The organism is Parenemella sanctibonifatiensis, assembly GCF_002250565.1.
Classification (GTDB): domain Bacteria; phylum Actinomycetota; class Actinomycetes; order Propionibacteriales; family Propionibacteriaceae; genus Parenemella; species Parenemella sanctibonifatiensis.
On record NZ_NMVJ01000010.1, the window covers coordinates 28,677 to 51,176 of the forward strand.

The window sequence follows — 22,500 nt, forward strand, 5'->3', positions numbered from 1 at the left end:
CGCGCGAATCTGGTTCAGCTTCTGGTGCCGGTGCGGCTGTTCCAGGTGATGGTGCCGTGTTGGTAGCGCTGGGTGCATTCGCGGGTGCCGCCGGTGAGGGTGCGGCATTGTTCGGGTCCGGTGGGGTAGCCGAGGCGGCCGTTCTCCCAGCGCAGGGTGGCGTAGTGGTTGAAGATGAGGCCGCGGACGTCCCAGGCTCCGGTGGTGACGTGCCAGTAGATGTGGCCGTTGGAGTGTTGGAAGCGTTGGTAGCAGCCGCCGCCTCGGATGCCGCAGATTTCGTCGGTGGTGGGGTAGCCGAAGGCGCCGTTTTCCCAGCCGAGTTGGGTGTAGCGGTCGAAGATGCGGCCGCGGATGAAGTGGGCGTCGGTGGCGGGGGTCCAGTAGACGTGGGTGTTGCCGTTCTGGAATTTCTGGTAGCAGCCGTTGTTGCGGATGCCGCAGATTTCGTCGGTGGTGGGGTAGCCGAAGTCGCCGTTTTCCCAGCGGTTTTCGGTGTACTTGTCGAAGATGCGGCCGCGGATGAAGTGGGCTCCGGTGGCCGGTGACCAGTAGACGTGGGTGTTGCCGTACTGGAACTTCTGGTAGCAGCCGTTGTTGCGGATGCCGCAGATTTCGTCGGTGATGGGGTAGCCGAAGCTGCCGGTTTCCCAGCCGTTGGCGGCGTACTTGGCGAGGATGTCGCCTCGGGCCCAGTGGGCGCCGGTCTTCAGCGACCAAAACATCGTGACCTTCTGGAAACGCTGCGAGGCGCCACCGTCACGCAGGCCGGTCAGTTCACCATCGACGGGCAGACCCAAAGCCGCCGGACCGCCGGAAGCGAGGTACTTGTCCAGGATCCGACCCACCACCGCATGCGCGCCAGTGGCCTGCGACCAATAAATCGTCCCGTTCTCGAAGCGCTGCATCCGAGCACCGGCCACGCCGGCATCCTGGGCGCAGCCGAGCGGCTCACCCAGCTGCGGGTTGGCGGCGTACTCCTGCCCGATCGGACCGGTCGGCGCACAGTTGGCCGGATCGTAGGGCGTGATCCGGATGTAGTCGATCAAGTCGTACTGGGTGGGGAAGGGCCGGTCATCTGGGGCCCACGGCGCCCAGCCGCCATCCTTGGGCATGTGGATGCCGGCAATGAAGCGCCAAGCGTAATCCTCCATGACCCTGTTGAAGCGCTCCTGGCTGATGCCCATCCGCTGCGCAGTGACGTCGATCGGGCCGCCCGCCGGGTTGTTGCGGTCGCCCAGCTGCTCGCCGTCGAAGTAGTAGCGAATGGCGTACCCGTCGTACTCCACCGCCCAGGTGTGCCACTCCTCGCGGAGCTCCGCGTTGGTGCCCACGCTGAAGCTGCGCAGCTTGCCGTCGGTGCAGGCCATGTGAGTTGAGGCAACGGTGTTGTCGACGTCCCAGACCTCGAGGACGTCGAGCTCGCCGATGTCGGCGTTCGGCGAGTCAGCATTGCTGTTGCAGAACTTGTTGTCGTTGTGCATCCACAGCGCCAGCGTCTGACCGACGTGCGGCTTGGGCATCTTGGCGCGGATCTCGACCCGCTGGGGGGCGTCATAGATGAACTCGGTGATCATGTGACCGGTTGAGTAGGTCGTGACCGTGCCGGGCGGGCAGATGGTGGCCTGACCGGTCGCGCCGTCCGGGATGCCATTGGCATCGGTCAGCGGCTCGTCGAGCGAGGCGACACAGTGACGACGGGACCGGATCTTGAGGACGCTCTCGCCGTCCTCCTCGCCGATGGTCAGGTTGTCGGCCTTGTAGACCGACTTGCCCTTGGCGGGGGTGTCCCGCTCGGAGACGATCCACTGTGCCGAGATGCCCTCGTCGTTGAACTCGTCGCCGCCGCTGAGGTCGTAGTCGGGGCGGGCCGGCCAGGTGTGGGTCCAGCTGGTGTCACCGGCGAGCAGCAGCTGCTGGCCGTTGCTGTTGGAGCGGATCTCGAAGGTGACCGGCTGACCCTGCTGGTCGAACATCAGCGACCAGCTGTTGGAGTTGAGCTTGCGCTCCTCACCGTTGGCGAGGATGGCGTACCAGGTGGTGCCCCAGCGGCCCGGCGTGTAGACCTTCAGCTCGCCGTTGTCGAACGTGGGCGCCGGGGAGGTGTAGACCTCGGGCAGCCAGTCGCGCCACGCCTGGGTCTGGCCGTCGCTGGTGCGGGTGGCGACGACCTCGTAGCGCTGGCCGCGCTCGGGCACCGCGATGTCACGGGGGCCGGGCGCGTAGCTGATCTTGTCGCCGGCGTACTCGTTGCCCTTCATCGGCTGGAGGGTCCAGGTGTAGCCGTCCTTCTCGGGGAAGGTGATGCTGCCGTCCCGGTAGTTGAAGGTCGGCTCGGGGAAGACGTTCGCGGACCAGTTGTAGTCCCAGCTGGTCTGACCGACCAGCAGCAGCTGCTTGCCGCCACTGTTGGAACGGACCTCAATGGTGAAGTCGCCTTCGACGTCGACGACCTGGCCGCCGTACGCCAGCTTGGTGTCGGTGTCGTCGGTGACCAGATACCACTCCATGCCCCAGCGCGGGGTCACGCTTACCCGGCGGTCGGCCTGGCTGAAAGCAGGGGCGGGGGCCTCGTAGACCTCGGGCAGGGTGTGGAGGGTGCTGTCGGTGGCACCGTCGGCGGCGCGGGCGGATACCACGGTCATCGGCAGGCCGCCACGCTCGGGCACCTCGAAGGCGTGGGTGCCGGGCTCGTAGGGCTCGTCGTTGATGGTCCAGGTGAAGCCCGGCTTGGCGGGCAGCTCGACGGTGCCCTCGACGTCATTGAAGGCGGGCTCGGGGAAGTCGTCGGCGTTCCAGTTGTGGGTCCAAGAGGTCTGGCCGACGAGCCAGACCCGCTTTCCGCTCGAGTCTCCCGGGCGGACCTCGATGGTGAAGTCACCCTCGACGTCGGACAGGTTGGTCCAGGTGAGCGCCTTCAGCTCCTGCTCAGTGCCGTCGGGCAGCATGGCGTACCACTTGGTGCCGGCATGGCTGGGAGCCCGGACGAACTCGTCACTCTCGCGGAAGTCGGGGGCGGTCGGCTCAAGAATCAGCGGGAGCCAGCCGGTGGTCTCCTGGGTTTGGCCGTCGCTGGCGCGGGTCGCGACCACCGAGTAGCGCTGGCCCTGGGAGGCCGTCACGTCGAAGGCGTGGATGCCGGACTCGTAGGCCACCACCTCCCCGGCGGGGGTGGGTTCGATCATCTGGATCGTCCAGGTAATCCCGTCGACGTCCGGCAGCGTGATCGAGCTGGTCGGGAAGTCAAACGTCGGCTTCTGGAAGGTTTGCATCGGTACGGGCCCGGGGGCCGCGAGAGCGGTGCCGACGCCGAGCGCCATGGCGAGGGTGACCGCGATCGCTGCCCCAACTGCGCGCGAGAGTCGCTTGAGCATGGAGTTCCTTTCCTGTCACGCGCCTGCAGGTCGCTGCAGGGACGTGGGCCGAGGTGACGTCGTCATCCAATCAAGGAGCCACGCTTCCCGTCACGTGGCGTGATCGTTTTGTTACTCGAAGGTGAGGGTTGGTCGGTTCCTGCACGTGGTGCGCGCGAATCTGGTTCAGCTGCGGGTGCCGGTGCGGCTGTTCCAGGTGATGGTGCCGCGTTGGTAGCGTTGCGTGCATTCGCGGGTGCCGCCGGTGAGGGTGCGGCATTGTTCGGGTCCGGTGGGGTAGCCGAGGCGACCGTTTTCCCAGCGCAGGCTGGCGTAGTGGCCATAGATGAGGCCGCGGACTTCCCAGGCTCCGGTGGAACCGGTCCAGTAGATGTGACCGTTCTCTCGCTGGAACCGTTGGAAGCAGCCGCCGCCTCGGATGCCGCAGATTTCGTCGGTGGTGGGGTAGCCGATGTCACTGTTCTCCCAACCGAGCGCGGTGTAGCGGTCGAAGATGCGGCCGCGGATGAAGTGCGCGTCGGTGGCCGGGGTCCAGTAGACGTGGGTGTTGCCGTTCTGGAATTTCTGGTAGCAGCCGTTGTTGCGGATGCCGCAGATTTCGTCGGTGGTGGGGTAGCCGAAGTCGCCGTTTTCCCAGCGGTTTTCGGTGTACTTGTCGAAGATGCGGCCGCGGATGAAGTGGGCTCCGGTGGCCGGTGACCAGTAGACGTGGGTGTTGCCGTACTGGAACTTCTGGTAGCAGCCGTTGTTGCGGATGCCGCAGATTTCGTCGGTGATGGGGTAGCCGAAGCTGCCGGTTTCCCAGCCGTTGGCGGCGTACTTGGCGAGGATGTCGCCCCGGGCCCAGTGCGCTCCGGTGGCGATGGACCAGAACATCGTGACCTTCTGGAAGCGTTGTGAGGCGCCGCCGTCGCGCAGGCCGGTCAGTTCACCATCGACGGGCAGACCCAATGCAGCCGGACCGCCGGAAGCGAGGTACTTGTCCAGGATCCGACCCACCACCGCATGCGCACCAGTGGCCTGCGACCAATAAATCTGGCCATTCTCGAAGTGCTGGACCTGGGCGCCGGGGACGCCGTCGACGGCCATCGCACAGCTGACGTGGTTGCCGAGCTGCGGGTTGGCGGCATGTTCCTGCCCGATCGCGCCGGTGGGCTTGCAGCCGTCCAGGTTGAGCGGCTCCCAGCGGACGTAGTCGATCAAGTCGATGGTCTCCGGGAAGGGCTGGTCGTCGGGGACGTGCGGAGCCCAGGAGGTGTTCACCGGCAGGTGGACGCCCGCGATGAACCGGAAGTTGTTGTCATGCATCGCGGCGAGGAAGCGCTCCTGGGTGATGCCCAGCGAGGCGCCGTTGACGGCCGGCCCCTTCGAGCCGTCCAGGCGTACGCGCTGCTGACCCTCGACCTGCAGGTAGTAGTAGAGCGAATGGCCGTCGAACTCCATCGACCACTCGATCCACTTGCCCTCCAAGCCCTGCTTGGTGTTGACGTGGTAGCTGTTGTTGCGGCCGTTGTCACAGGTGATGTGGCTGGATGCGGTGCTGTCCTGGGTGCCCCAGACCTCGAGAACGTCGAGCTCGGCGACCTCAGAGGTGCGGTACGGGCCGCCACAGAACTGGCCTTGGCTGTGGGCCCAGGCCGCCAGCGTCAGACCGCGGTGCTGGTCATCCATCCGCGCCCGCACGCTGATCTTGCCGGGAGTCTCCATCGTGTACGGGCCAACCATCCGGCCCGAGCTGTAGGTCGTGGTGGTCCCGGCCGGGCAGACACCCTCGGTCGAGTTGGCATCGCTGGGCATCTCGTCGGGGCGGGTCAGGCAGTGGCGCCGGATCCGGATCTCGAGGTTGCCGTCGCGGACGGTGAGGTTCTCCTCCAGGAAGTACGCCTTGCCCTTGTAGGGCTCGTCGGTCGCGACGACGCTCCACTCGGTCGACAGGCCCTCGCCGTTGAACTCGTCACCGGTGCTGATGTCATAGCTGGGCCGGTTCGGGAAGGTGTGGGTCCACGAGTTCGGCTCGAGCACCAGGTGCCGGTCACTGCGCGGGCGTACCTCGACGGTCACGGTCTGGCCGTTGTACGCCGCGGCGTCATTCCAGCCGGGCTGCAGCACGACGCCCTCAGGGTTGGCGTCGCTGACCACGAAATACTGGGCGCCGGTCGCGGACCGGCCCCAGATCCGCATCGGATTGTTCTGGAAGGTCGGCGCCTCGGCGGTGATGAGGTGCGGCAGCACGTGGGTCCAGGTCTGGCTCCGCTCACTGGCAGTGGCGACGATCGTCACGTCCAGACCCCGGTCGCCGGCATCGAAGGTGTGGGTGCCGGCCTCGTAGGCCTGGCCGTTGATGGTCCAGGTGACGCCGTCGACGGCGGGCAGGGTGACGCTGGAGGTGGCGTCGTCGTAGGTGGGTGCCGGGAGGGCCTCGGGCACGTCGAAGGACCAGCTGTTGGGCTCGAGCACCAGGTGCCGGTCGCTGCGCGGGCGGACCTCGACGGTGACCGTCTGGCCGGCGTACTCGCTGAGATCTTGCCATCCGGCCGTGGACAGCACGATGCCTTCGGGGTTGGCGTCGGTGACCAGGTAGGACAGGGCGCCGGCCGGATTGCGGGTGTGGACGCGGGCACGATCGCCCTCGTAGGTCGGTTCGGCCACGGTGATGACGTGGGGCAGGACGTGCGTGGTGGTCTGGGACTCGACGCCGTTGGTGGCGACGACGGTCACGTCGAGGCCGGTGGTGCCGGCGTCGAACGTGTGGGTGCCGGCCTCGTAGGCCTCGCCGTTGATGGTCCAGGTCACGCCGTCGGCTGCAGGCAGCGTGACGCTGGAGGCGGCGTCGTCGAAGGTGGGCGCCGCGAGCGTCCCGGGCACATCGAAGGACCAGCTGCTGGGCTCGAGCACCAGGTGGCGCTCGCTGCGGGGGCGTACCTCGACGGTGACGGTCTGGCCGGCGTACTCGCTGAGGTCGGTCCACACGGCGGGGGACATGCCGACGCCTGCGGGGTTGGCCTCTGTGACGAGGAAGAACTGTGCGCCGGCGGGGTTGCGGACGAAGACGCGGGCGCGGTCGGCCTCGAAGGTCGGCGGCGTGGCGGTGATGACGTGGGGCAGGACGTGGGTCCAGGTCTGGGTCTGCTCACCGCTGGTGGCGACGACGGTCACGTCGAGGCCTCGGTCGCCGGCGTCGAAGGTGTGGGTGCCGGGCTCGTACGCCTCGTCGTTGATCGTCCAGGTCACTCCATCGGCTGCGGGCAGCGTGACGCTGGAGGCAGCGTCGTCAAAGGTGGGTGTCGGCAGTTGGACCTGTTGCGGTGCCGGCCATTGCGTCGGCGCGGCACCGGCCGGTGCGACGGCGATCACCGCCCCTGACACGGCCAGCACTGCGGCGAGCAGTGCCATGACGACTCGGTTGATGACAGACATGTGGATGCCCCTTCGTTGCGCTCCAGCGCGCGATCGCGCCCCCTCGTATGCCGGAATACAAGCACAGCGAACGTGGCCAGCGCGAGGGTTTCTGCGAACCCTCAGGCTGAGGGCGAGACTTCAGCGTACGGTGGGCCTCATGGCTGAAGAGCATGCATCCGGACTCGACGACCTCAGTGCGGAGGCGCTGGCGACCGCCATCCGTATCCGCGAGGTCAGCGTCGCCGAGGTGACCGACCATTTCCTGGCGCTGGCCGAGACCGACCGCAACGGCGCCTATGTCGCGGTGGCCGCGGAGGCAGCCAGGACACGCGCCGTCGAACTCGACCACGCCCTTGCCGATGACCCCACCTCCGTCGCGGATGCACCGCTGCTCGGGGTGCCCTTCCCGATCAAGGACCTCAACCAGGTCGCGGGTCTGCCGTTCGAGGCAGGCAGCGCACTGCTGGCCGGCAATGTCGCCGACACCGACGACCCGCTGGTGACCCGGGCCCGCGCAGCCGGGGCCGTCATCATCGGCAAGACCTCCACCCCTGAGTTCGGACTGCCCGCCTATACCGAACCGGAGGGCCGGCCGGCGGCTACCACCCCCTGGGGCAACGGCACCCGAATGGCGGGCGGATCATCCGGCGGTGCCGCAGCCGGGGTCGCGGCGGGGCTCTTCCCGATCGCCCACGGATCCGACGGTGGCGGTTCGCTGCGCATCCCCGCGTCCTGCTGTGGCCTGGTGGCGCACAAGCCGAGCCGGGGCCTGATCTCCCCGGCTCCCGGCGTCGACGGCGCAGGTCTGGCGGTGCCGGGAGTGTTGAGCCGGACCGTCCGCGACCAAGTGCTTGGCATTCAGGCACTCACTGTGGGACAGGGCGACGAGGGCCGTGCCGATGGTGACTGGTTTCGGTCCCGGCAGCTGCCCGCCGACGCGCTCGAACGAATCGAGGAGCCGGCCGCGCGGTTGCGGGTCGGGCTGCTCACCGCGCCGCTGGTGGTGGCTGAGACCGAGATCCACCCAGAGGCGATCCGCGCGGCCGAACGTGCCGCGGCGGGGCTGGAGGCTGCCGGCCACGAGCTGGTCGAGGCGCCGGTTCCGTTCCCCGCCGACGCCTGGAACTCCTTCCGGGCACTGTGGTCGGTGATGGCGAAGTCGGTGCCGGTGCCGCCCGAAGCAGAGTCGATGCTGCGGCCGCTGACCCGGTGGCTGCGGTCCGGTGCCGATGAGGTGAGCGGGCTGGCGTACGCGGAGGCGGTCGCCGCGGTCCAGCAGCTCAACCGTGATGTGGCCCACGGCTGGGCCGACCTGGACCTGGTGATCGCGCCGACGCTGGCACAGCCGCCGCTGCCGGTCGGGGCGCTCCGCGACGACGAGGACCCCGCCGGGGACTTCTTGGCGCAGATGAAGTTCACGCCGTGGAGCAGCGTCGCCAACCTGACGGGCCGTCCCTGCCTCAACGTCCCGATCCACCGGGCGGTTGTTGGCGACGAGGACGGGAGCGGGGAGGAGCTGCCCTTCGGAGCCTCGATCTGGGGCCGACCCGGCGAGGACCTGCTGGTGCTGCGGGCCGGTCGGCTGCTGGAGCAGACCGATCCGTGGCCGCTTCGGCCGGGCAGCTGAGGTCAGGGCTCAGCGAAAAATGGTCGTGAGCTGCCGCTCAACCCGAATATTTGCGAAGTAACCCCGTTTCTCGGCGTTGAGTGGCAGCTGGTGACCACGCAGCGTGGCTACCCGGTCCGCTCAGGCCGCTGGCTTGGCCGGGTGGCCCGCGGCGCGCTGACCAGCGCCGCCACCAGCAGCGCGAGCGCCAGCACTACGCTGACCGCGCCGAGCAGGTCCAGATACCACGGATAGACCCACACCTCGGGGTCGGTCGGGACCAGCCGGGGCGGGAAGAACGCCAGCCACGCGGCCCACGCCAGGCCGATCCAGCGCGCGGGGCCGATGCCGCGGCCCTCGAGGATGAGCGCCACCGCGAGCGGCAGCACCCAGATGTGGTGGTGCACCCACGACACCGGCGACACCACCAGGGTGGCAACCCCGACCAGGCAGACGGCAAACAGTTCGCGGCCCGCATGGTGCCACCGGCGGGCGGCCAGCAATGCCACGACCACCGTGGCCAGACTCAGCACGATGGTGAGCGCCGACACCACGGTCGAACTGTCGAAGAGGCGCCGCAGCGCCGCGCCGACGGATTGGTTGCTGATCGAATTGGCACGGTCCCCGATCCCGGTCTCGCCCTGCAGCAGGCCCATCGCAAAGTCCCACGTCAGCCCCGGCGATGCCATCAACCCCACCAGCGTCAACGCCATCGCGGTCAGGATCGCGACCATCGCGACCCGGCGCTGCCGGGACAGCAACGCCCACACCGGAAACAGGGCCGGGGTGAGCTTGACCGCCGAGGCGACGCCGGTGGCGATGCCGCGCCACCAGCCCCCGGGTCGGCCCGCTGGCCGCCCGAAGTCCAGCAGTGCCGCCGCCGTCAGCAACACCCCCAGCTGCCCCAACGACACGGTTCTGGTGAACGGAGCCGCGGCCAACAGCACTGCGGCCGCGATCCCCGCCGACAGCAGCACCCGGCGTACGCCGGCCCGCCACGTGATCCACCACGTCAGCAGGGCGCTGACGGCCGACCACAACGCCAACCCCACCGGAAACGACAGCAGCGCCAACGGGCCGAACAGCCACGCCGCGATCGGCGGATAGATGAAAGGGAATCCCTCTCGGGTCAGATAGGGGTCGCCGCCGGACCAGATCGCCTGGCCGGCGCGCTGATAGACGGCGAAGTCCTCACCGGCCGGATGCTCGCCCAACAGCGGCACGATTCGGGCCTGGGCCAGCCCGGCGTACAACACGAGCACCGCCCCGAACCCCCACGCGGCGATGGTGCGCGGGGTGCTCGGGGCGGCGCTGCTGGATCCGGAGCTGCCGGAGGTGCTGGTCACCAGATCTTGACGCGGTCGCCCTCATCCAGCCACAACTGGTCGTCCTTGGTGACGCCGAAGGCGTCGTAGAAGGCCGGCACGTTGCGCAGGATCTGGTTGCAGCGGAACTCGTTCGGGGAGTGCGGGTCGGTGGCCAGCCGCTGCTTGACGGCCTCCGGACGCAGCTTGGCGCGCCACACCGCGGCCCAGTTGTAGAAGAACCGCTGGTCTCCGGTGAGGCCATCGATCGGCTCCGGCTCGGTGCCGTCCAGCGCCAGCTTGTACGCGGCGTACGCGATCGACAGGCCGCCGAGGTCGCCGATGTTCTCACCGATGGTGAGTTCACCGTTGACGTGCTGACCGTCGGCGCCTTCGGGGGACAGCGCGTTGTACTGGCCAATGAGTGCCTTGGTGCGGTCCTCGAAGGCGGTGCGATCCTCCTCGGTCCACCAGTCCCGCAGCCGGCCCTCGCCGTCGCAGGTGGAGCCCTGGTCGTCGAAACCGTGTCCGATCTCGTGGCCGATCACGGCTCCGATGCCGCCGTAGTTGACCGCGTCGTCGCCTTCGGCGTGGAAGAAGGGCGGCTGCAGGATCGCGGCGGGAAAGACGATCTCGTTCAGCAGCGGGTGGTAGTAGGCGTTGACCGTCTGCGGGGTCATCAGCCATTCGTCGCGGTCGATCGGCCCGCCCAGCTTGCCGAGCTGCCGCTTCAGCTCGAAGTCGGCGGCCCGGAAGGCGTTGCCGACCAGGTCGTCGGCGCTGATCTCCAGCGCGGAGTAGTCCCGCCACTTGTCGGGATAGCCGATCTTGGGCCGGAAGGCGGCCAGCTTGGTGAGAGCCTCCTGCCGGGTCGCCTCGGTCATCCAGTCGAGCTGGCTGATGGACTCCCGGTAGGCCGCCACCAGATTGGCGACCAGCTCGTCCATCCGCTCCTTGGCGGCGGGCTTGAAGTGGCGCTCGACGTAGATCTTGCCGACGGCCTCGCCCAGGTAGGACTCGACCAGCGTCACGCCGCGCTTCCAGCGGTCCCGCAGCACCTCGGTGCCCATCAGGGTCGTGCCGTAGAAGGCGAAGTTTTCGGCGACGAAGGCGGAGCTCAGCAGCGGTGCCATTGCGTGCAGCAGCTGCCAGGCCGCCCAGCTGCGCCAGGCGGGCAACCGATCCTCGGACACCAGCGCTGCGACATCGGTGAAGAAGCTGGGCTGGGAGTTGACGACGTCCTCGATCGGGTACGCCGACAGTCCCGCCGCCTCCGCGACCCGCGCCAGCGGCAGCCCGGTGCCGGCGAAGTCGGTCCAGGTCTGCAGGTTGTACATCTTCTTCAGGTCGCGGCGGGTCACCCGGTCCCAGTGGTGCGAGGCGATCTCGGTCTCCAGCTCCATCACGGCCTCGGCCTGCGCCCGCGGGTCGTCGAGGCCGGCGAGGGTGAACATCGCCTCGATGTGGTCGACGTACGCCGTGCGGGTCGCCTCGTGCTGAGGTTCGCGATAGTAGGCCTCGTCGGGCAGGCCGATGCCGGACTGGTCGGCAAACAGCACGTAGCGCTGCGGGTCGCCGGGGTCAGAGTCGACGCCGAAGTCGAGCAGCGACCCGACGCCGTGGCTGATCGCCCAGCCCAGGTGGTCGGCAAGCGCGTCAACCGAATCGATGGCGGCGATGGCTGCCAGCTGGTCGGCGATCGGCGCCAGGCCGGCGGTTTCGACCCGGTCCTCGTCCATGAAGCTGGCGTACAGGTCGGCAACCTTGGCGGTCTCGCTGCCCGGAGCGCCTGATTCCAACCCGGTGATGATGTCGCGTACGGCTTCCTCGGCGGCGTCGCGCAGGTCGGTGAAGGCAGCCGCCATCGGCTTGTCGGGGTCGATGGTGACGGTCTTCAGCCAGCCGCCGTTGACGTGGCGGAAGAGATCGTCGGCGGGACGGACCTCAGGATCCATCCAGTCGCGGTTGAAAACAGTGGTCTGGGTGTCGTTGTCGCTCACGCGCTCAGCCTAGCCAGCGGCAGCCCGCAGCAGGGGCGCGGCTGACAAACCCCTTGGCGATGACGCGCGGAGACGGCAGGATGGGCACCTACCTTGACGAAGGAGTGGTGATGAGTAACAACAGCCGCAAGAAGCCGGATCCCTCCGGGGCCGACGACATCAAGGAGAAGATGCGCGAGGCCCTGGAGCGCAAGAAGCAGCGTTCCCACCCGACCGAGGGTGCCGTCGGTGTCGACCCGGAGCAGAAGATGCATGGCGTCTCCGGACACGTGGACACCCAGTCCTATCGGCGCAAGGCCGGTGGGGGCGGGTCCTGACCCTCAGTTGAACGCCGGGTAGGGCGGCAGCTCGCTGTCCCACCCGAAGTGCTCCAGCAGCCGGCCACAGGTCTGCTGCAGGCCGGGCAGGTCCGGGCAACGTTCCACCACCCAGCGCCATCGGTACGCCATCCGCGTCCGGCTGGCGCTGGGTGCTGTCATGCCCGGCGGCGCGCCGTCGTCCGGGCGGGCCCGCAGCAGCCCGGGCAGGCTGACTTCGGTCATCGTCAGGGCCGCAGCCGCGCCGGCGCGCTGGAGGTGGATGGTCGACAGCGGCGTACGGAAGGTGACCGGATCGAGTGCGCGGTCAAAGGTGTGCTGGGTCTCCCACGCCAGCTCGGTCGGCAGTGACGCCAGACACCAGCAGGTCGAAAACGGCTGCACCACGTCGATCCCCGCGGCCGCCACGTGGATGACCGAACTCGCTTCGAGGTCAATGATCCGGGGGCCGGCGTCGGCCATGATGACGTTGTCGGGGCAGAAATCGCCGGCGCCGACGGTGATCTTGCTGGCGGTGAACGGGTCGTCGTCCTCGGGTGGCTCGGGCAGGGCCAGGGCCACCACCTCGGCGGTCGCCCGCGGGTCGAGGGGGACGTGCTGGGAGATCCGATCCAGTGCCCGTCGGGGCAGCCCCGGCGAGGGTGGCCCGCCCGCGGTGCGGGTCTGCGGGTCGACCTGCCGGATCAGGTCGCGGAACCGATCGACCCGGCCCCGAGCAGCCTCCAGCGAGGTGCCCAACGCCGTGGCCCAGGCGAGCAGCCCCTCCCGGGCGGCGTCCGGGTCGTCGCCGAGCAGCAGGTCAGCGAGGGTGGGGCCACGGCCCACGTCCTCCATCACGATCAGGCCGGGGGCGGCGGCGTACAGCTCCGGGGCGAAGGGGATGCACTGCAAGCCGGCCCACTCCCGGGCAAACCCGAAGCCTCCCGAGACCCACGGCCGGGACGAGCGAAAGCGCTTGACCACGACGGTTCCGGTGCAGCGGCTGGCCCGGATGACCGTGGCCCGTGGGCCGGACCTCAGGAGCTCGGGGTCGGCGAGCGGTTCGCCGAGCAGCTCGCTGGCCTCGACGACGATCCCAGCCAGGTCTGCAGCGCCGGGGGTGGTCATTGCCAGACGATCTCGATGGCGTCCTCGGAGGTGACGCGCATGTCAGCGTTCAGCATCGCCGCGATCTGGACCGGTGCATCGCTGGTGGTGCCGCCGGAGGCAAAGGTGACGGTGAGCCGCAGGTCCAGCGGCACCGACATCTCGGCGGTGCCCTTGTCCTCGGCCGAGAGCCGCTGCTGCGCCTGCGGCCATGGATCCCTGGCGCTGGTCCAGCGGGCGCTGTCGGGGACCACGGCGCTGCCCGGGTCAACGCTTTGCGGACAACCGTCCGGATCGACACTGCGCCGGGTCAGACATTCCGCCAGGGACTCCTTGGCGCGGGCCTGCAGCGCCTCGGTGCCCTCCTCGGTCAGGCGCGGTTCCAGGATGGTGAGGGAGGGGTAGGCGTCCAGGCTGGTGGCCAGGACGTCGCCGGCCGGGTCGTAGTCCAGGAACGGCAGCCCGGTGGCGATGGCGTACGAACCGGGCACGACCTCGAGGGTGTTCTCGGTGACCTCGATGCCGTTGATGAGCAGGGGTACGCCGTCGGTGCGGGTGGCGGTGATGGTGAGGGTGACGGTGCTGCGGTCCAGCACCCAGGAGCCGTCGTTCTCCCGGTGGACGCCGAAACTGGTGCGGACCTGTTGACCGCCCAGGGTGTACGCCGCGTTGACCAGGTTGGGCGCGGCCGGGTCGGGCTCGTAGACGGTGATGTCGCGCAGCGGGGTGCGGGTCAGCGACTCCTGCAACGCCTCCGCGTTGAGCAGGGTGTCGGCGCCGGGCCCGCGCGGACCCAGACTCAGCGCGGTGTCGATGTCGCCCGCGGCCAACGCATTCAGATAGGCCAGCACCGGCCCCGATCCGGTCTGCGCGTCAGGGTCGTTGGGGTCGGCGACCTGAGGGCCGCTGCGCTGGCCGAGCACCCAGAACAGGCCGCCGCCCAGCAGCGCGAACACCAGACCGGCGATCAGCGCGATCACCCAGATCGGCGGGCGCTTGGACTTCGGTGCCGTCGAGGGTGCCGCGAAGTCTCGCCCGGTGCCCTGATTGACCCAGACCTCCTCGGCGTCGTGTTGCGGGGCGTCGATGCGCGGTCCGGGCGCCTGCGGGACGTAGCGCGGGCCGGCCGGCTGGTCCGGTGAACTGCCCGGCTGTGGGGTCCAGCTGCGTTCGCCGGGCCTGGGTGCCGCCGGACGCGGGGGCTCGGTGTGACCGGACTGGCCGACGGTCGGGGGCGCTCCGTACGCCGGCCCACCCGGGTTGGGTGCTTCCTGGTGGGGACGTGGCGCCGCGGGCCGGTCCCCGGACCGTCGAGGCGGCGTCGCGATCGAGGCAGCATCCTCGGTAGGGCCGGACGGTGGGCGTACGGGCTCACGCGGGTCAGGCTGGCGCGGATCGGTCACCCGAGCACCTTAGCCGGGGCTAGTGAACCGCCCCGGCGTGTCTGGAGGGTTGATTCGTTGAAAGGATCACTGTCATGGCACGTCCCTCGAAGTACACCCCGGAGTTGCGTGAGCGCGCGGTGCGGATGGTGATGGAGTCCCGGGCGGACCATCCCCATGAGTCCGCGGCGATCAAGTCCGTGGCGAGCAAGTTGGGGATCACTACCCCTGAGTCGCTGCGCAAGTGGGTGCGGCAGGCTGAGATCGATGGCGGGGTCAAGCCCGGTAAGACGACCGAGGACATCGCCGAGATCAAGAGGCTCAAGAAGGAGAACGCCGAGTTGCGGCGGGCCAACGAGATCTTGGAGGCGGCCTCGGCTGACAACGCGCTGATGGAATGCGTGATCGGCCTCTACAAGACCGAGTGCATCCGCACCACGGTCTTCCAGCCCGGGCCCTACCGGACCCTCGCCGAGGTCGAGTACGCCACCGCCGGCTGGGTCGACGGGTACAACAACCGACGCCTCCACAGCAGCCTGGAGATAATGCCTCCCGTAGAGTACGAGCAAGCCCACTACGCGTCCCTCAACCGAGAGCCGCAAACCGTATAGAAGCGGCAGAGAACCTGCGTCTGTTCACCCCTCAGTGCTCGAGCGGCTTCTCCGCGCCCGCGCCGGTCATCGAGCGGACCTCCATCTCGGCCTGCTTGGCCGCATCGGCGCGTTCCTTGGAGATGACCGTGCCGAGCCAGCCGCCGAGGAAGCCGAGTGGGACGCTGACCAGGGCCGGGTTCGCCAGCGGGAACCACGCGAAGTTGGCGTCGGGGAACATCGCCGAGGGGGCGCCGGATACCGAGGGGGAGAAGATGATGAGGATCATCGCCGAGCCCAGGCCGGCCCAGATTGACCACAACGAGCCTTGGGTGTTGAACCTCTTCCAGTAGAGCGAGTAGAGGATCGAGGGCAGGTTGGCCGAGGCTGCCACCGCGAACGCCAACGACACCAGGAAGGCGACGTTGAGGTCCTTGGCGCCGATGCCGCCGATGATCGCCAGGATGCCGATCACGACGACGGTGGTCCGCGCCACGCGTACCTCCTTGGCCGGGTCGGCCTTGCCGTCCTTGATGACCGAGTTGTAGATGTCGTGGGCAAAGGACGCCGAGGCGGTGATCGCCAGCCCGGCCACCACGGCCAGGATGGTCGCGAAGGCGATGCCGGCGACGATTCCGAGCACGATGGAGCCCGCCGCGCCCTGACCGGGCAGCCAGTACGCCAGTGCCGGCGCCGCGGCATTGGCGCCGCCGGGCAGCCCCTTGATCGTCTCCCCGGTTACCAGCCAGGCCGCCCCGAAGCCGAGCACGAAGGTGCACAGGTAGAAGGCGCCGATGAGGCCGATCGCCCAGGTCACCGAGCGCCGTGCCTCCTTGGCGGTGGGGACGGTGTAGAAGCGCATCAGGACGTGCGGCAGGCCGGCGGTGCCGAGCACCAGCGCCAGCCCGAGCGAGACGAAGCCGAGCGGGTTGTTGCCGTACTGGGCCATCGGTCGGACCAGGTCGGTGTCGGTGGTCGCATCGGCCTGGGTGATCAGGTCGGAGAGGTTGAAACCGGACAGCACCAGCAACCACACCGTCATCACCACGACCGCGGTCACCAGCAGCACCGCCTTGATCATCTGGACCCAGGTGGTGCCCTTCATGCCGCCGATCAGCACGTAGGTGATCATCAGCAGACCGACCAGCGCGATGACGCCGCTCTCGGCCAGGTCGCCGTGGATGCCCAGCAGCAGCGACACGAGCGAGCCGGCGCCGGCCATCTGGGCCAGCAGGTAGAAGAAGGAGACCGCGAGCGTCGAGATGGCGGCGGCCAGGCGTACGGGTCGCTGCCGCATCCGGAAGCTCAGCACGTCGGCCATCGTGTACTTGCCGGTGTTGCGCAACGGCTCGGCGACCAGCATCAGGGCCACCAGCCAGGCGACCAGGAAGCCGATCGAGTAGAGCAGGCCGTCGTAGCCGTAGAGGGCGACGGCGCCGACGATGCCCAGGAACGAGGCCGCCGACAGGTAGTCGCCGGCAATGGCGAAACCGTTCTGGCGGCCCGAGAAGCTGCCGCCACCGGTGTAGAAGGCGCCGCTGTGGCGCTTGGGCTGGCGGGAGACGCGGATGACGATGGTGAGCGTCACCACGACGAAGATCGCGAAGATCGCAATGTTGATGAGCGGGTTGCCCAGCTGGGTCTGCAGCGCGGTCATGCCTGGCCCCCTTCCAGTTCGGTGGCCGAGGTGCCCGACGTGCCGGACTCCAGGCGCTCGCGGAGCTTGCCCGCCAACGGGTCGATGCGGCGGTTGGCGTGGCGGATGTAGAGCCAGGTGATGACGAAGGTGGAGAGGAACTGCCCGAAGCCCCACAGCATGCCGATCGAGACCTCACCAATCGCGCGGGTCGCCATGAACTCCGGCGCGTACGTCGAGGCGAGGACGTAGGCGCCGTACCAGACCAGGAAGACCGCGGTCATCGGGAAGGCGAACCGGCGGAACCGCCGGCGGAGCTCAGCGAAGTCCTCGCTGGCCTGGACCTCTTGGAAAGCTTCGGGGGTGATCGCGGGCCGGACGGAGTCGGCTCCGTCGGGCAGGGGCGATTGGCCTTGGGGGTGCTCGGTTGACATGAAGCGTTGCCTCTCCGGTGTGGCTGCCGAGAAATTGATCGGAAGCTAACACGGAAAGCAACGGCCGGACTATGGGAGATTTCGTAACGATGACATAACGGTCACGGGTACAGCTTTTCTGTCGAGATGTCACCCGCTACGGGCGGCTCGCTGGCGCGTCGAATCTGAGACGGTGACCCGATCATTTTGGGCGACTCGATCAGCGGCCTCGCTCAGGATGGCGCCTCCCGGGTGATCGAGTCGACCACTATGATCGCCGGCGCTCTGGCGGAGGCTCCGGCGTACGCGCTCAGTCGCGCTGGCCCACCGTCCAGGTGTCGCGGCCGGCCAGCATGGCTTCCAGATCGGCGGTCGTCGGGGCCGGGGTGGCGGCCTGGCGGACCTGCTCGCGTACGGCGTCGTCGTAGGTCTGGCGCTCGACGTTGCGGAAGATGCCCATCGGGGCGCGGTGCAGGACGCCGGCGTCGGTGAGCCGCGACAGCGCAAACGCCATCGAGGGGTCCGGATCGTGTTCGTCGTGGACCACGATCTGCTCGCGGCTCACCGAGGCGGTCTCGACGACCTCCAGGCCGGCACCGCGACCCGTACGCACCACGGCCCAGGTGCCGAGCCCGGAGCCCTCCGCGACCGCACCGAAGGTGATCGGCTCACCGTCGCGCAGCGGGATGATCGCCTCCTCCGAGGCGGCCCCCTTGAAGGCGTCGAAGGCGTGGTCGTTGAAGATCGGGCAGTTCTGGTAGATCTCCACCAGCGCGGACCCGCGATGCGCGGCCGCCGCCTTGACGATCTCGTTGATGCCCTTGCGATCCGAATCCATCACCCGGGCCACGAAGCTGGCCTCGGCGCCCAGCGCCACCGACACCGGATTGAACGGCGTGTCCACCGACCCCGACGGGGTCGACTTGGTGACCTTGCCGATCTCCGAGGTCGGGCTGTACTGGCCCTTGGTCAGGCCATAGATCCGGTTGTTGAAGAGCAGGATCGTCATGTTGACGTTGCGGCGCAGCGCGTGGATCAGGTGGTTGCCGCCGATCGACAGCGCATCACCGTCGCCGGTCACCACGAAGACGGCCAGGTCCTCTCGCGCGGTCGCCACGCCGGTCGCGATCGCCGGCGCGCGGCCGTGGATCGAGTGCATGCCGTAGCTGTCGACGTAGTAGGGGAACCGCGAGGAGCAGCCGATGCCGGAGATGATGACGGTGTTCTCGCGCTTGATGCCGAGCTCGGGCATCATCCCCTGGAAGGCCGCCAACACGGCGTAGTCGCCGCATCCTGGGCACCAGCGCACCTCTTGGTCGGAGGTGAAGTCCTTGCGGGTCAGCGGCTCGATGGACAGCGGTACGCCGGCCAGCCCGCGCGGGCGGGACGGGTCCAGATCGGGGTTGGTGGAAACGGAGTCGAGGCTCATACGTTCTCCTCCTTCGAGGGCTCCGAGCCGGCCGGATGCCCGGGCTCGGAAATCGGATCGTGGTCGCCGTCGGGTTCGTCGCCGACGTCTTCGGGGCGCGGCAGCCCCAACATCGCGAGCAGGTCGCTGGCCAGCTCCGACAGCGAGATCGGCAGGCCGCGGACCCGGCTGTAGGACTGGATGTCCACCAGGAACTCCGCACGCAGCATCATGGCGAGCTGGCCCGAATTCATCTCGGGAACCACCACCTTGTCGTAGCGCCGCAACACCTCGCCGAGGTTCTTCGGGAAGGGGTTGAGATGACGCAGGTGGGCCTGGGCGATGCTGCCGCCTGCGGCGCGCACCCGGCGTACCGCGGCGGTGATTGGACCGAAGGTCGAACCCCAGCCCAGCACCAGCAGGTCGGCGCCGTCGGGGTCATCGACGGTGATCTCGGGCAGCCGGTCGGCGATGCCGGCGACCTTCTGGGCCCGCAGCTCGGTCATCTTCTCGTGGTTGGCCGGGTCGTAGGAGATGTTGCCGGTGCGGTCGGCCTTCTCGATGCCACCGATGCGATGCTCCAGCCCCGGGGTGCCGGGGATCGCCCAAGGGCGTGCGAGCGTTTCGGGGTCCCGGCTGTAGGGCAGGAACGTCTCGGCGTCAGCCCCCGGGGCCGGTTCCTGGCGCGGGTCGATCGAGGCGATGTCATCGATCGAGGGCAGGCGCCACGGTTCGGCGCCGTTGGCCAGATAGCCGTCGGACAGGATGATCACCGGGGTGCGGTAGGTGACCGCAATGTCGATCGCCTCGATCGCGGTCGCGAAGCAGTCCGAGGGGGACTGGGCGGCCAGCACCGGGACCGGCGCCTCGCCGTTGCGGCCATACATCACCTGCAGCAGGTCGGCCTGTTCGGTCTTGGTCGGCATGCCGGTGCTGGGTCCGGCGCGCTGGATGTCGCACACGACCATCGGCAGCTCGGTCATCACGCCCAGGCCGACCGTCTCGGCCTTGAGGGCAATGCCGGGGCCCGAGGAGGCGGTGACGCCCAGATGGCCGGCGAAGCTCGCGCCCAGGGCGGCGCCGATCGCGGCGATCTCGTCCTCGGCCTGGAAGGTGGTGACGCCAAACCGCTTGTGCTTGGACAGCTCGTGCAGCACATCGGAGGCCGGGGTGATCGGGTAGGCGCCCAGGAACATCGGCAGCCCGGCCTTGTGGGCGCCGACGATCAGCCCGTACGCCAGCGCCGCATTGCCCGAGATCTGCCGGTAGTCGCCGGCGGGCACCGGGGCTGGTGCGACCTCGTAGCGTACGGCGAAGGTCTCGGTGGTCTCACCGAAGGCGTACCCGGCCTTGAAGGCGGCGATGTTGGCGTCGCGGATCTCGGGCTTCTTGGCGAACTTGTCGGCGATGAAGTCGACGGTCGCCTCGGTGGGGCGGCTGTAGAGCCACGTCAGCATGCCCAGCGCAAACATGTTCTTGGAGCGGCTGGCCTCCTTGCGGCCCAGCCCGAACTCCTTGACCGCGGCGACGGTGATGCCGGTGAGGTCCAGGGCATGCAACTGGTAGTCGGCAAGAGTGCCGTCCTCCAGCGGGTTGGAGTCGTAGCCGACCTTGGTCAGGTTGCGCTTGGAAAAATCGGCCGAGTCCACGATCAGCAGACCGCCGCGGGGCAGGTCGGCGATGTTGGCCTTGAGGGCGGCCGGATTCATCGCGACCAGCACGTCGGGGCGGTCGCCGGGGGTCATGATGTCGTAGTCGGCGAAGTGGAGCTGGAAGCTCGACACACCCGGCAGGGTGCCCGCTGGAGCGCGGATCTCGGCCGGGAAGTTGGGCAGCGTCGAGATGTCGTTGCCGGCCAGGGCGGAGTCGACCGTGAATCGGTCACCCGTCAGCTGCATGCCGTCGCCGGAGTCACCGGCAAATCGGATCACAACACGGTCGAGGGTGTGGACGGCGGTCACAGACACCAGCTTCCTTCTCGTACGAATCAGCCTGCGGGGCACCCGCGGCAACCTGCCCCATGCTACTTCGTCAGCGCAGGAGAAAAGCCCCGCCGTGAGATGCGGCCGGAAGATGTTGCGAAAATCACCTTTGGAGGATCGCAACCCGCACGACGCTGGAACAGAATGAATTTGTCCAAGGGGCCAACCAGCGGCTCGCAGTTGCAGGTGGAGAACCGAGACCCGGTTGCTCCTCTGGTTGAGGGTGAATTCAGGTGGCTGTCGTGGGGGTGGCTCGCTTCGGGTACGGCTAGCTGTCGTCGTGGGATGGGTCACGCGCGCTGCGTGCTGGCCCGCTGGTGGAGACGGTGCGGGACCAGCCGGACCACGGCCGGTTCGTCAGCGCCGGCGATGCGGGCCTCCAGCCGGTCCAGGGCGGCATCCACCAGCGCCGCCAGGTCCGCGCTGACCGTGGTGAGGCCCGGTTCGGCGTACGCCGCCTCCGGGATGTCGTCCCAGCCGGCCACCGCGACCTCGGCGCCGATCCGAATGCCCTGCCGTCGCAGGGTGCGCATCGCTCCGATCGCCAGCAGGTCGTTTCCGCAGATCAGCGCGTCGATGCCCATCAGGTCCTCGTCACCGGCGGAGTGACCATCGGCGTGACCTGCTGGGTCTGGCCCTTGATGGTCAGGTCGCCGGTCACGTTAAGGGTGTCCTCGTCCTCAACCTCAACCTTGGTGGACTTGAAGGTCAGGGTGGGGAACTGCTCGACGTCGAGGAAGTCGGCGCTGCGGACGTGGTTGTCGCGGTCGGCGTTGCCGGTCGAGATCGAGGCAGCCTGGATGGTGACGTCGATCTGGGCGCTTTCGGGGTTGGCGCCATCGCCCGAGGCGGTGCCCTCAACCTCGTCGAAGACGCCGCGAACCTTGGTCACCATGGCGTGGCGAGCGGTCCAACCCAGGCGGGTGTGGCTGGGGTCGATGGCGAAGGTTCCGTTGATGGTGGTCAGGCCGGTCATGTGAGACTCCCTTGATGATTGAACATTCAAGTACTCGGTAGCACCGGACCATTCCCGCCGGGCAAACTCTCCTGGAACTTTCAGCGGGCGGCCAACGCCGCGATCGCGGCGCGGGTGGCGGTCAGTCGAAATGACTCCTCGACCAACTCGGCGACCTCGTCCCAGTTGGGGTCGGGGCCCAGGTCCAGGCCCAGCCAACCGTAGGCGCCCAAGTAGGCCGGGCGATAGATCCGCTCGTCCTGGGCCAAGGCCTCGGCCTCGTCGGGTGATGGCAGGAAGACCAGCGACTGACCATGCTGGACGTAGCTGCCGTCCACCTTGATCGAGCCGCCGTAGTAGGCGAACACCTTGGTGGTGTAGAACGCCGGACGGCCGTGGCTGACTTTCATCTTGGCGTCGGGAAAGCCCAGGCACAGCTCTTCCAGGCGAGCCAGTGTGGGGTCGTCCTCGTCGAACATCTGGGCGTGGGGCATGAACCCAGCCTAGGTGAGGAGCGGAGTGCCGCCCATGGACGTGATCCAGCGGTCGCGGGCCCGCCCCGGGGTGTCGTCCTCGTCAAGGATGACGCCCCCATAGTCCCAGTCGCCCTTGACTTCGCCAGACTGTGGGTTGTAGGTGGTGATGATGCGCTCGGGGGGCTGCGGCAGCAGTTTCAGTGCCTTGCCCAGGGCGCGATGTTCGTCGCGGGCCAGGTCGCTGACCAGTTGGTGGGGGTCGTAGTCCCGGTTGGCGTCGGCCTCGGCGAGGTCGTAGGCGTCCACGAACTTGCCGTTGAAGCGGAAGAAGGCCGTGGTTTCCAGGGCGCCGTGACTGATCAGGGTGTAAATCCAGATCGTGTCCACCGCTGGGTCACCCTCGATGTAGTTGACCGCAGTCTGCAGGGTGTGTTTGGTGTAGGCCTCGTAGGCGTGCTGCACCTGTTCGTTGGACGCCTCGCTCATGCTTCCTCCATCGGTTGGCTTGTTGGTGGATGGGTGGTCCCGATGGGTCCTGGAGCCCGGGGCTCACCTGACGGTGGCGTGCCGCC

General features: G+C 68.3%; 16 protein-coding genes and 2 pseudogenes. 4 read left to right on the forward strand and 14 right to left on the reverse strand.

The annotated features are described in order from the left end of the window. Nucleotides 1-14: 14 nt before the first annotated feature. Together CGZ91_RS11915 and CGZ91_RS11920 are read right to left on the reverse strand one after the other, a co-directional pair. Entirely contained in the window at nucleotides 15-3,374 is a 3,360-nt protein-coding gene (locus CGZ91_RS11915) for a family 16 glycosylhydrolase (RefSeq protein ID WP_094455466.1), read from the reverse strand. Between the two features lie 165 nt (nucleotides 3,375-3,539). Further along, the gene (locus CGZ91_RS11920; protein ID WP_094455468.1) at nucleotides 3,540-6,791 is read right to left on the reverse strand and encodes a hypothetical protein; all 3,252 of its coding nucleotides are present in this window, start codon (nucleotides 6,789-6,791) and stop codon (nucleotides 3,540-3,542) included. Nucleotides 6,792-6,930: 139 nt separating this feature from the next. Between CGZ91_RS11920 and CGZ91_RS11925 the strand changes: the two genes are divergently transcribed. Continuing rightward, entirely contained in the window at nucleotides 6,931-8,400 is a 1,470-nt protein-coding gene (locus CGZ91_RS11925) for an amidase (protein WP_094455470.1), read from the forward strand. 107 nt (nucleotides 8,401-8,507) lie between these two features. Here the strand turns inward: CGZ91_RS11925 and CGZ91_RS11930 are convergent, their stop codons facing one another. Together CGZ91_RS11930 and CGZ91_RS11935 are read right to left on the reverse strand one after the other, a co-directional pair. Then, nucleotides 8,508-9,725 carry a glycosyltransferase 87 family protein gene (locus CGZ91_RS11930; protein WP_179229346.1) on the reverse strand — a complete coding sequence of 406 codons (1,218 nt, stop codon included), beginning with the start codon at nucleotides 9,723-9,725 and terminating at the stop codon, nucleotides 8,508-8,510. Next, entirely contained in the window at nucleotides 9,722-11,638 is a 1,917-nt protein-coding gene (locus tag CGZ91_RS11935) for a M13 family metallopeptidase (protein ID WP_094455780.1), read from the reverse strand. The genes CGZ91_RS11930 and CGZ91_RS11935 overlap by 4 nt, the downstream gene beginning before the upstream one ends. A 155-nt stretch (nucleotides 11,639-11,793) precedes the next feature. Here CGZ91_RS11935 and CGZ91_RS11940 point away from each other — a divergent pair, with 155 nt between their 5' ends. Then, on the forward strand, nucleotides 11,794-12,000 hold the full coding sequence (locus tag CGZ91_RS11940; RefSeq protein WP_094450728.1) for a DUF5302 domain-containing protein: 207 nt from the start codon (nucleotides 11,794-11,796) through the stop codon (nucleotides 11,998-12,000). Between the two features lie 3 nt (nucleotides 12,001-12,003). On the opposite strand, the gene CGZ91_RS11945 is transcribed toward CGZ91_RS11940, so the two are convergent. Continuing rightward, entirely contained in the window at nucleotides 12,004-13,107 is a 1,104-nt protein-coding gene (locus tag CGZ91_RS11945; protein WP_094455474.1) for a hypothetical protein, read from the reverse strand. Next, a complete protein-coding gene (locus CGZ91_RS11950) occupies nucleotides 13,104-14,489 on the reverse strand; it encodes a hypothetical protein (protein WP_094455476.1) in 1,386 nt (461 codons plus the stop codon). The genes CGZ91_RS11945 and CGZ91_RS11950 overlap by 4 nt, the downstream gene beginning before the upstream one ends. A gap of 74 nt (nucleotides 14,490-14,563) precedes the next feature. On the opposite strand from CGZ91_RS11950, the pseudogene CGZ91_RS14670 reads away from it, so the two are divergent. Both CGZ91_RS14670 and CGZ91_RS14675 read left to right on the forward strand, forming a co-directional pair. Further along, nucleotides 14,564-14,845 (forward strand): annotated as a pseudogene (locus tag CGZ91_RS14670) (transposase); the annotation flags it as partial. 3 nt (nucleotides 14,846-14,848) lie between these two features. Then, a pseudogene (locus tag CGZ91_RS14675) lies at nucleotides 14,849-15,079 on the forward strand (integrase core domain-containing protein); the annotation flags it as partial. Nucleotides 15,080-15,110: 31 nt separating this feature from the next. Here the strand turns inward: CGZ91_RS14675 and CGZ91_RS11960 are convergent. The 8 genes from CGZ91_RS11960 to CGZ91_RS11995 form a co-directional block, all read right to left on the reverse strand. Then, on the reverse strand, nucleotides 15,111-16,715 hold the full coding sequence (locus tag CGZ91_RS11960; RefSeq protein ID WP_094455480.1) for a solute symporter family protein: 1,605 nt from the start codon (nucleotides 16,713-16,715) through the stop codon (nucleotides 15,111-15,113). Beyond that, nucleotides 16,712-17,128, reverse strand: a complete 417-nt coding sequence (locus CGZ91_RS11965; protein WP_094455482.1) for a DUF485 domain-containing protein — start codon at nucleotides 17,126-17,128, stop codon at nucleotides 16,712-16,714. Before CGZ91_RS11965 ends, CGZ91_RS11960 begins: the two co-directional genes overlap by 4 nt. A gap of 289 nt (nucleotides 17,129-17,417) precedes the next feature. Continuing rightward, entirely contained in the window at nucleotides 17,418-18,536 is a 1,119-nt protein-coding gene (locus CGZ91_RS11970; protein WP_094455485.1) for a 2-oxoacid:ferredoxin oxidoreductase subunit beta, read from the reverse strand. After that, the gene (locus CGZ91_RS11975) at nucleotides 18,533-20,476 is read right to left on the reverse strand and encodes a 2-oxoacid:acceptor oxidoreductase subunit alpha (RefSeq protein WP_094455487.1); all 1,944 of its coding nucleotides are present in this window, start codon (nucleotides 20,474-20,476) and stop codon (nucleotides 18,533-18,535) included. Before CGZ91_RS11975 ends, CGZ91_RS11970 begins: the two co-directional genes overlap by 4 nt. 311 nt (nucleotides 20,477-20,787) lie before the next feature. After that, nucleotides 20,788-21,081, reverse strand: a complete 294-nt coding sequence (locus CGZ91_RS11980; RefSeq protein ID WP_094455489.1) for a substrate-binding domain-containing protein — start codon at nucleotides 21,079-21,081, stop codon at nucleotides 20,788-20,790. Then, nucleotides 21,081-21,473, reverse strand: coding sequence for a YceI family protein (locus tag CGZ91_RS11985; RefSeq protein ID WP_094455491.1), 393 nt, complete (start codon nucleotides 21,471-21,473; stop codon nucleotides 21,081-21,083). The genes CGZ91_RS11980 and CGZ91_RS11985 overlap by 1 nt, the downstream gene beginning before the upstream one ends. Nucleotides 21,474-21,553: 80 nt before the next feature. Beyond that, nucleotides 21,554-21,946 (reverse strand): MmcQ/YjbR family DNA-binding protein, encoded by a 393-nt coding sequence (locus tag CGZ91_RS11990; RefSeq protein WP_094455493.1) that lies wholly within the window; start codon nucleotides 21,944-21,946, stop codon nucleotides 21,554-21,556. Between the two features lie 9 nt (nucleotides 21,947-21,955). After that, nucleotides 21,956-22,414 (reverse strand): hypothetical protein, encoded by a 459-nt coding sequence (locus CGZ91_RS11995; RefSeq protein ID WP_094455494.1) that lies wholly within the window; start codon nucleotides 22,412-22,414, stop codon nucleotides 21,956-21,958. Between the last annotated feature and the right edge of the window lie 86 nt (nucleotides 22,415-22,500).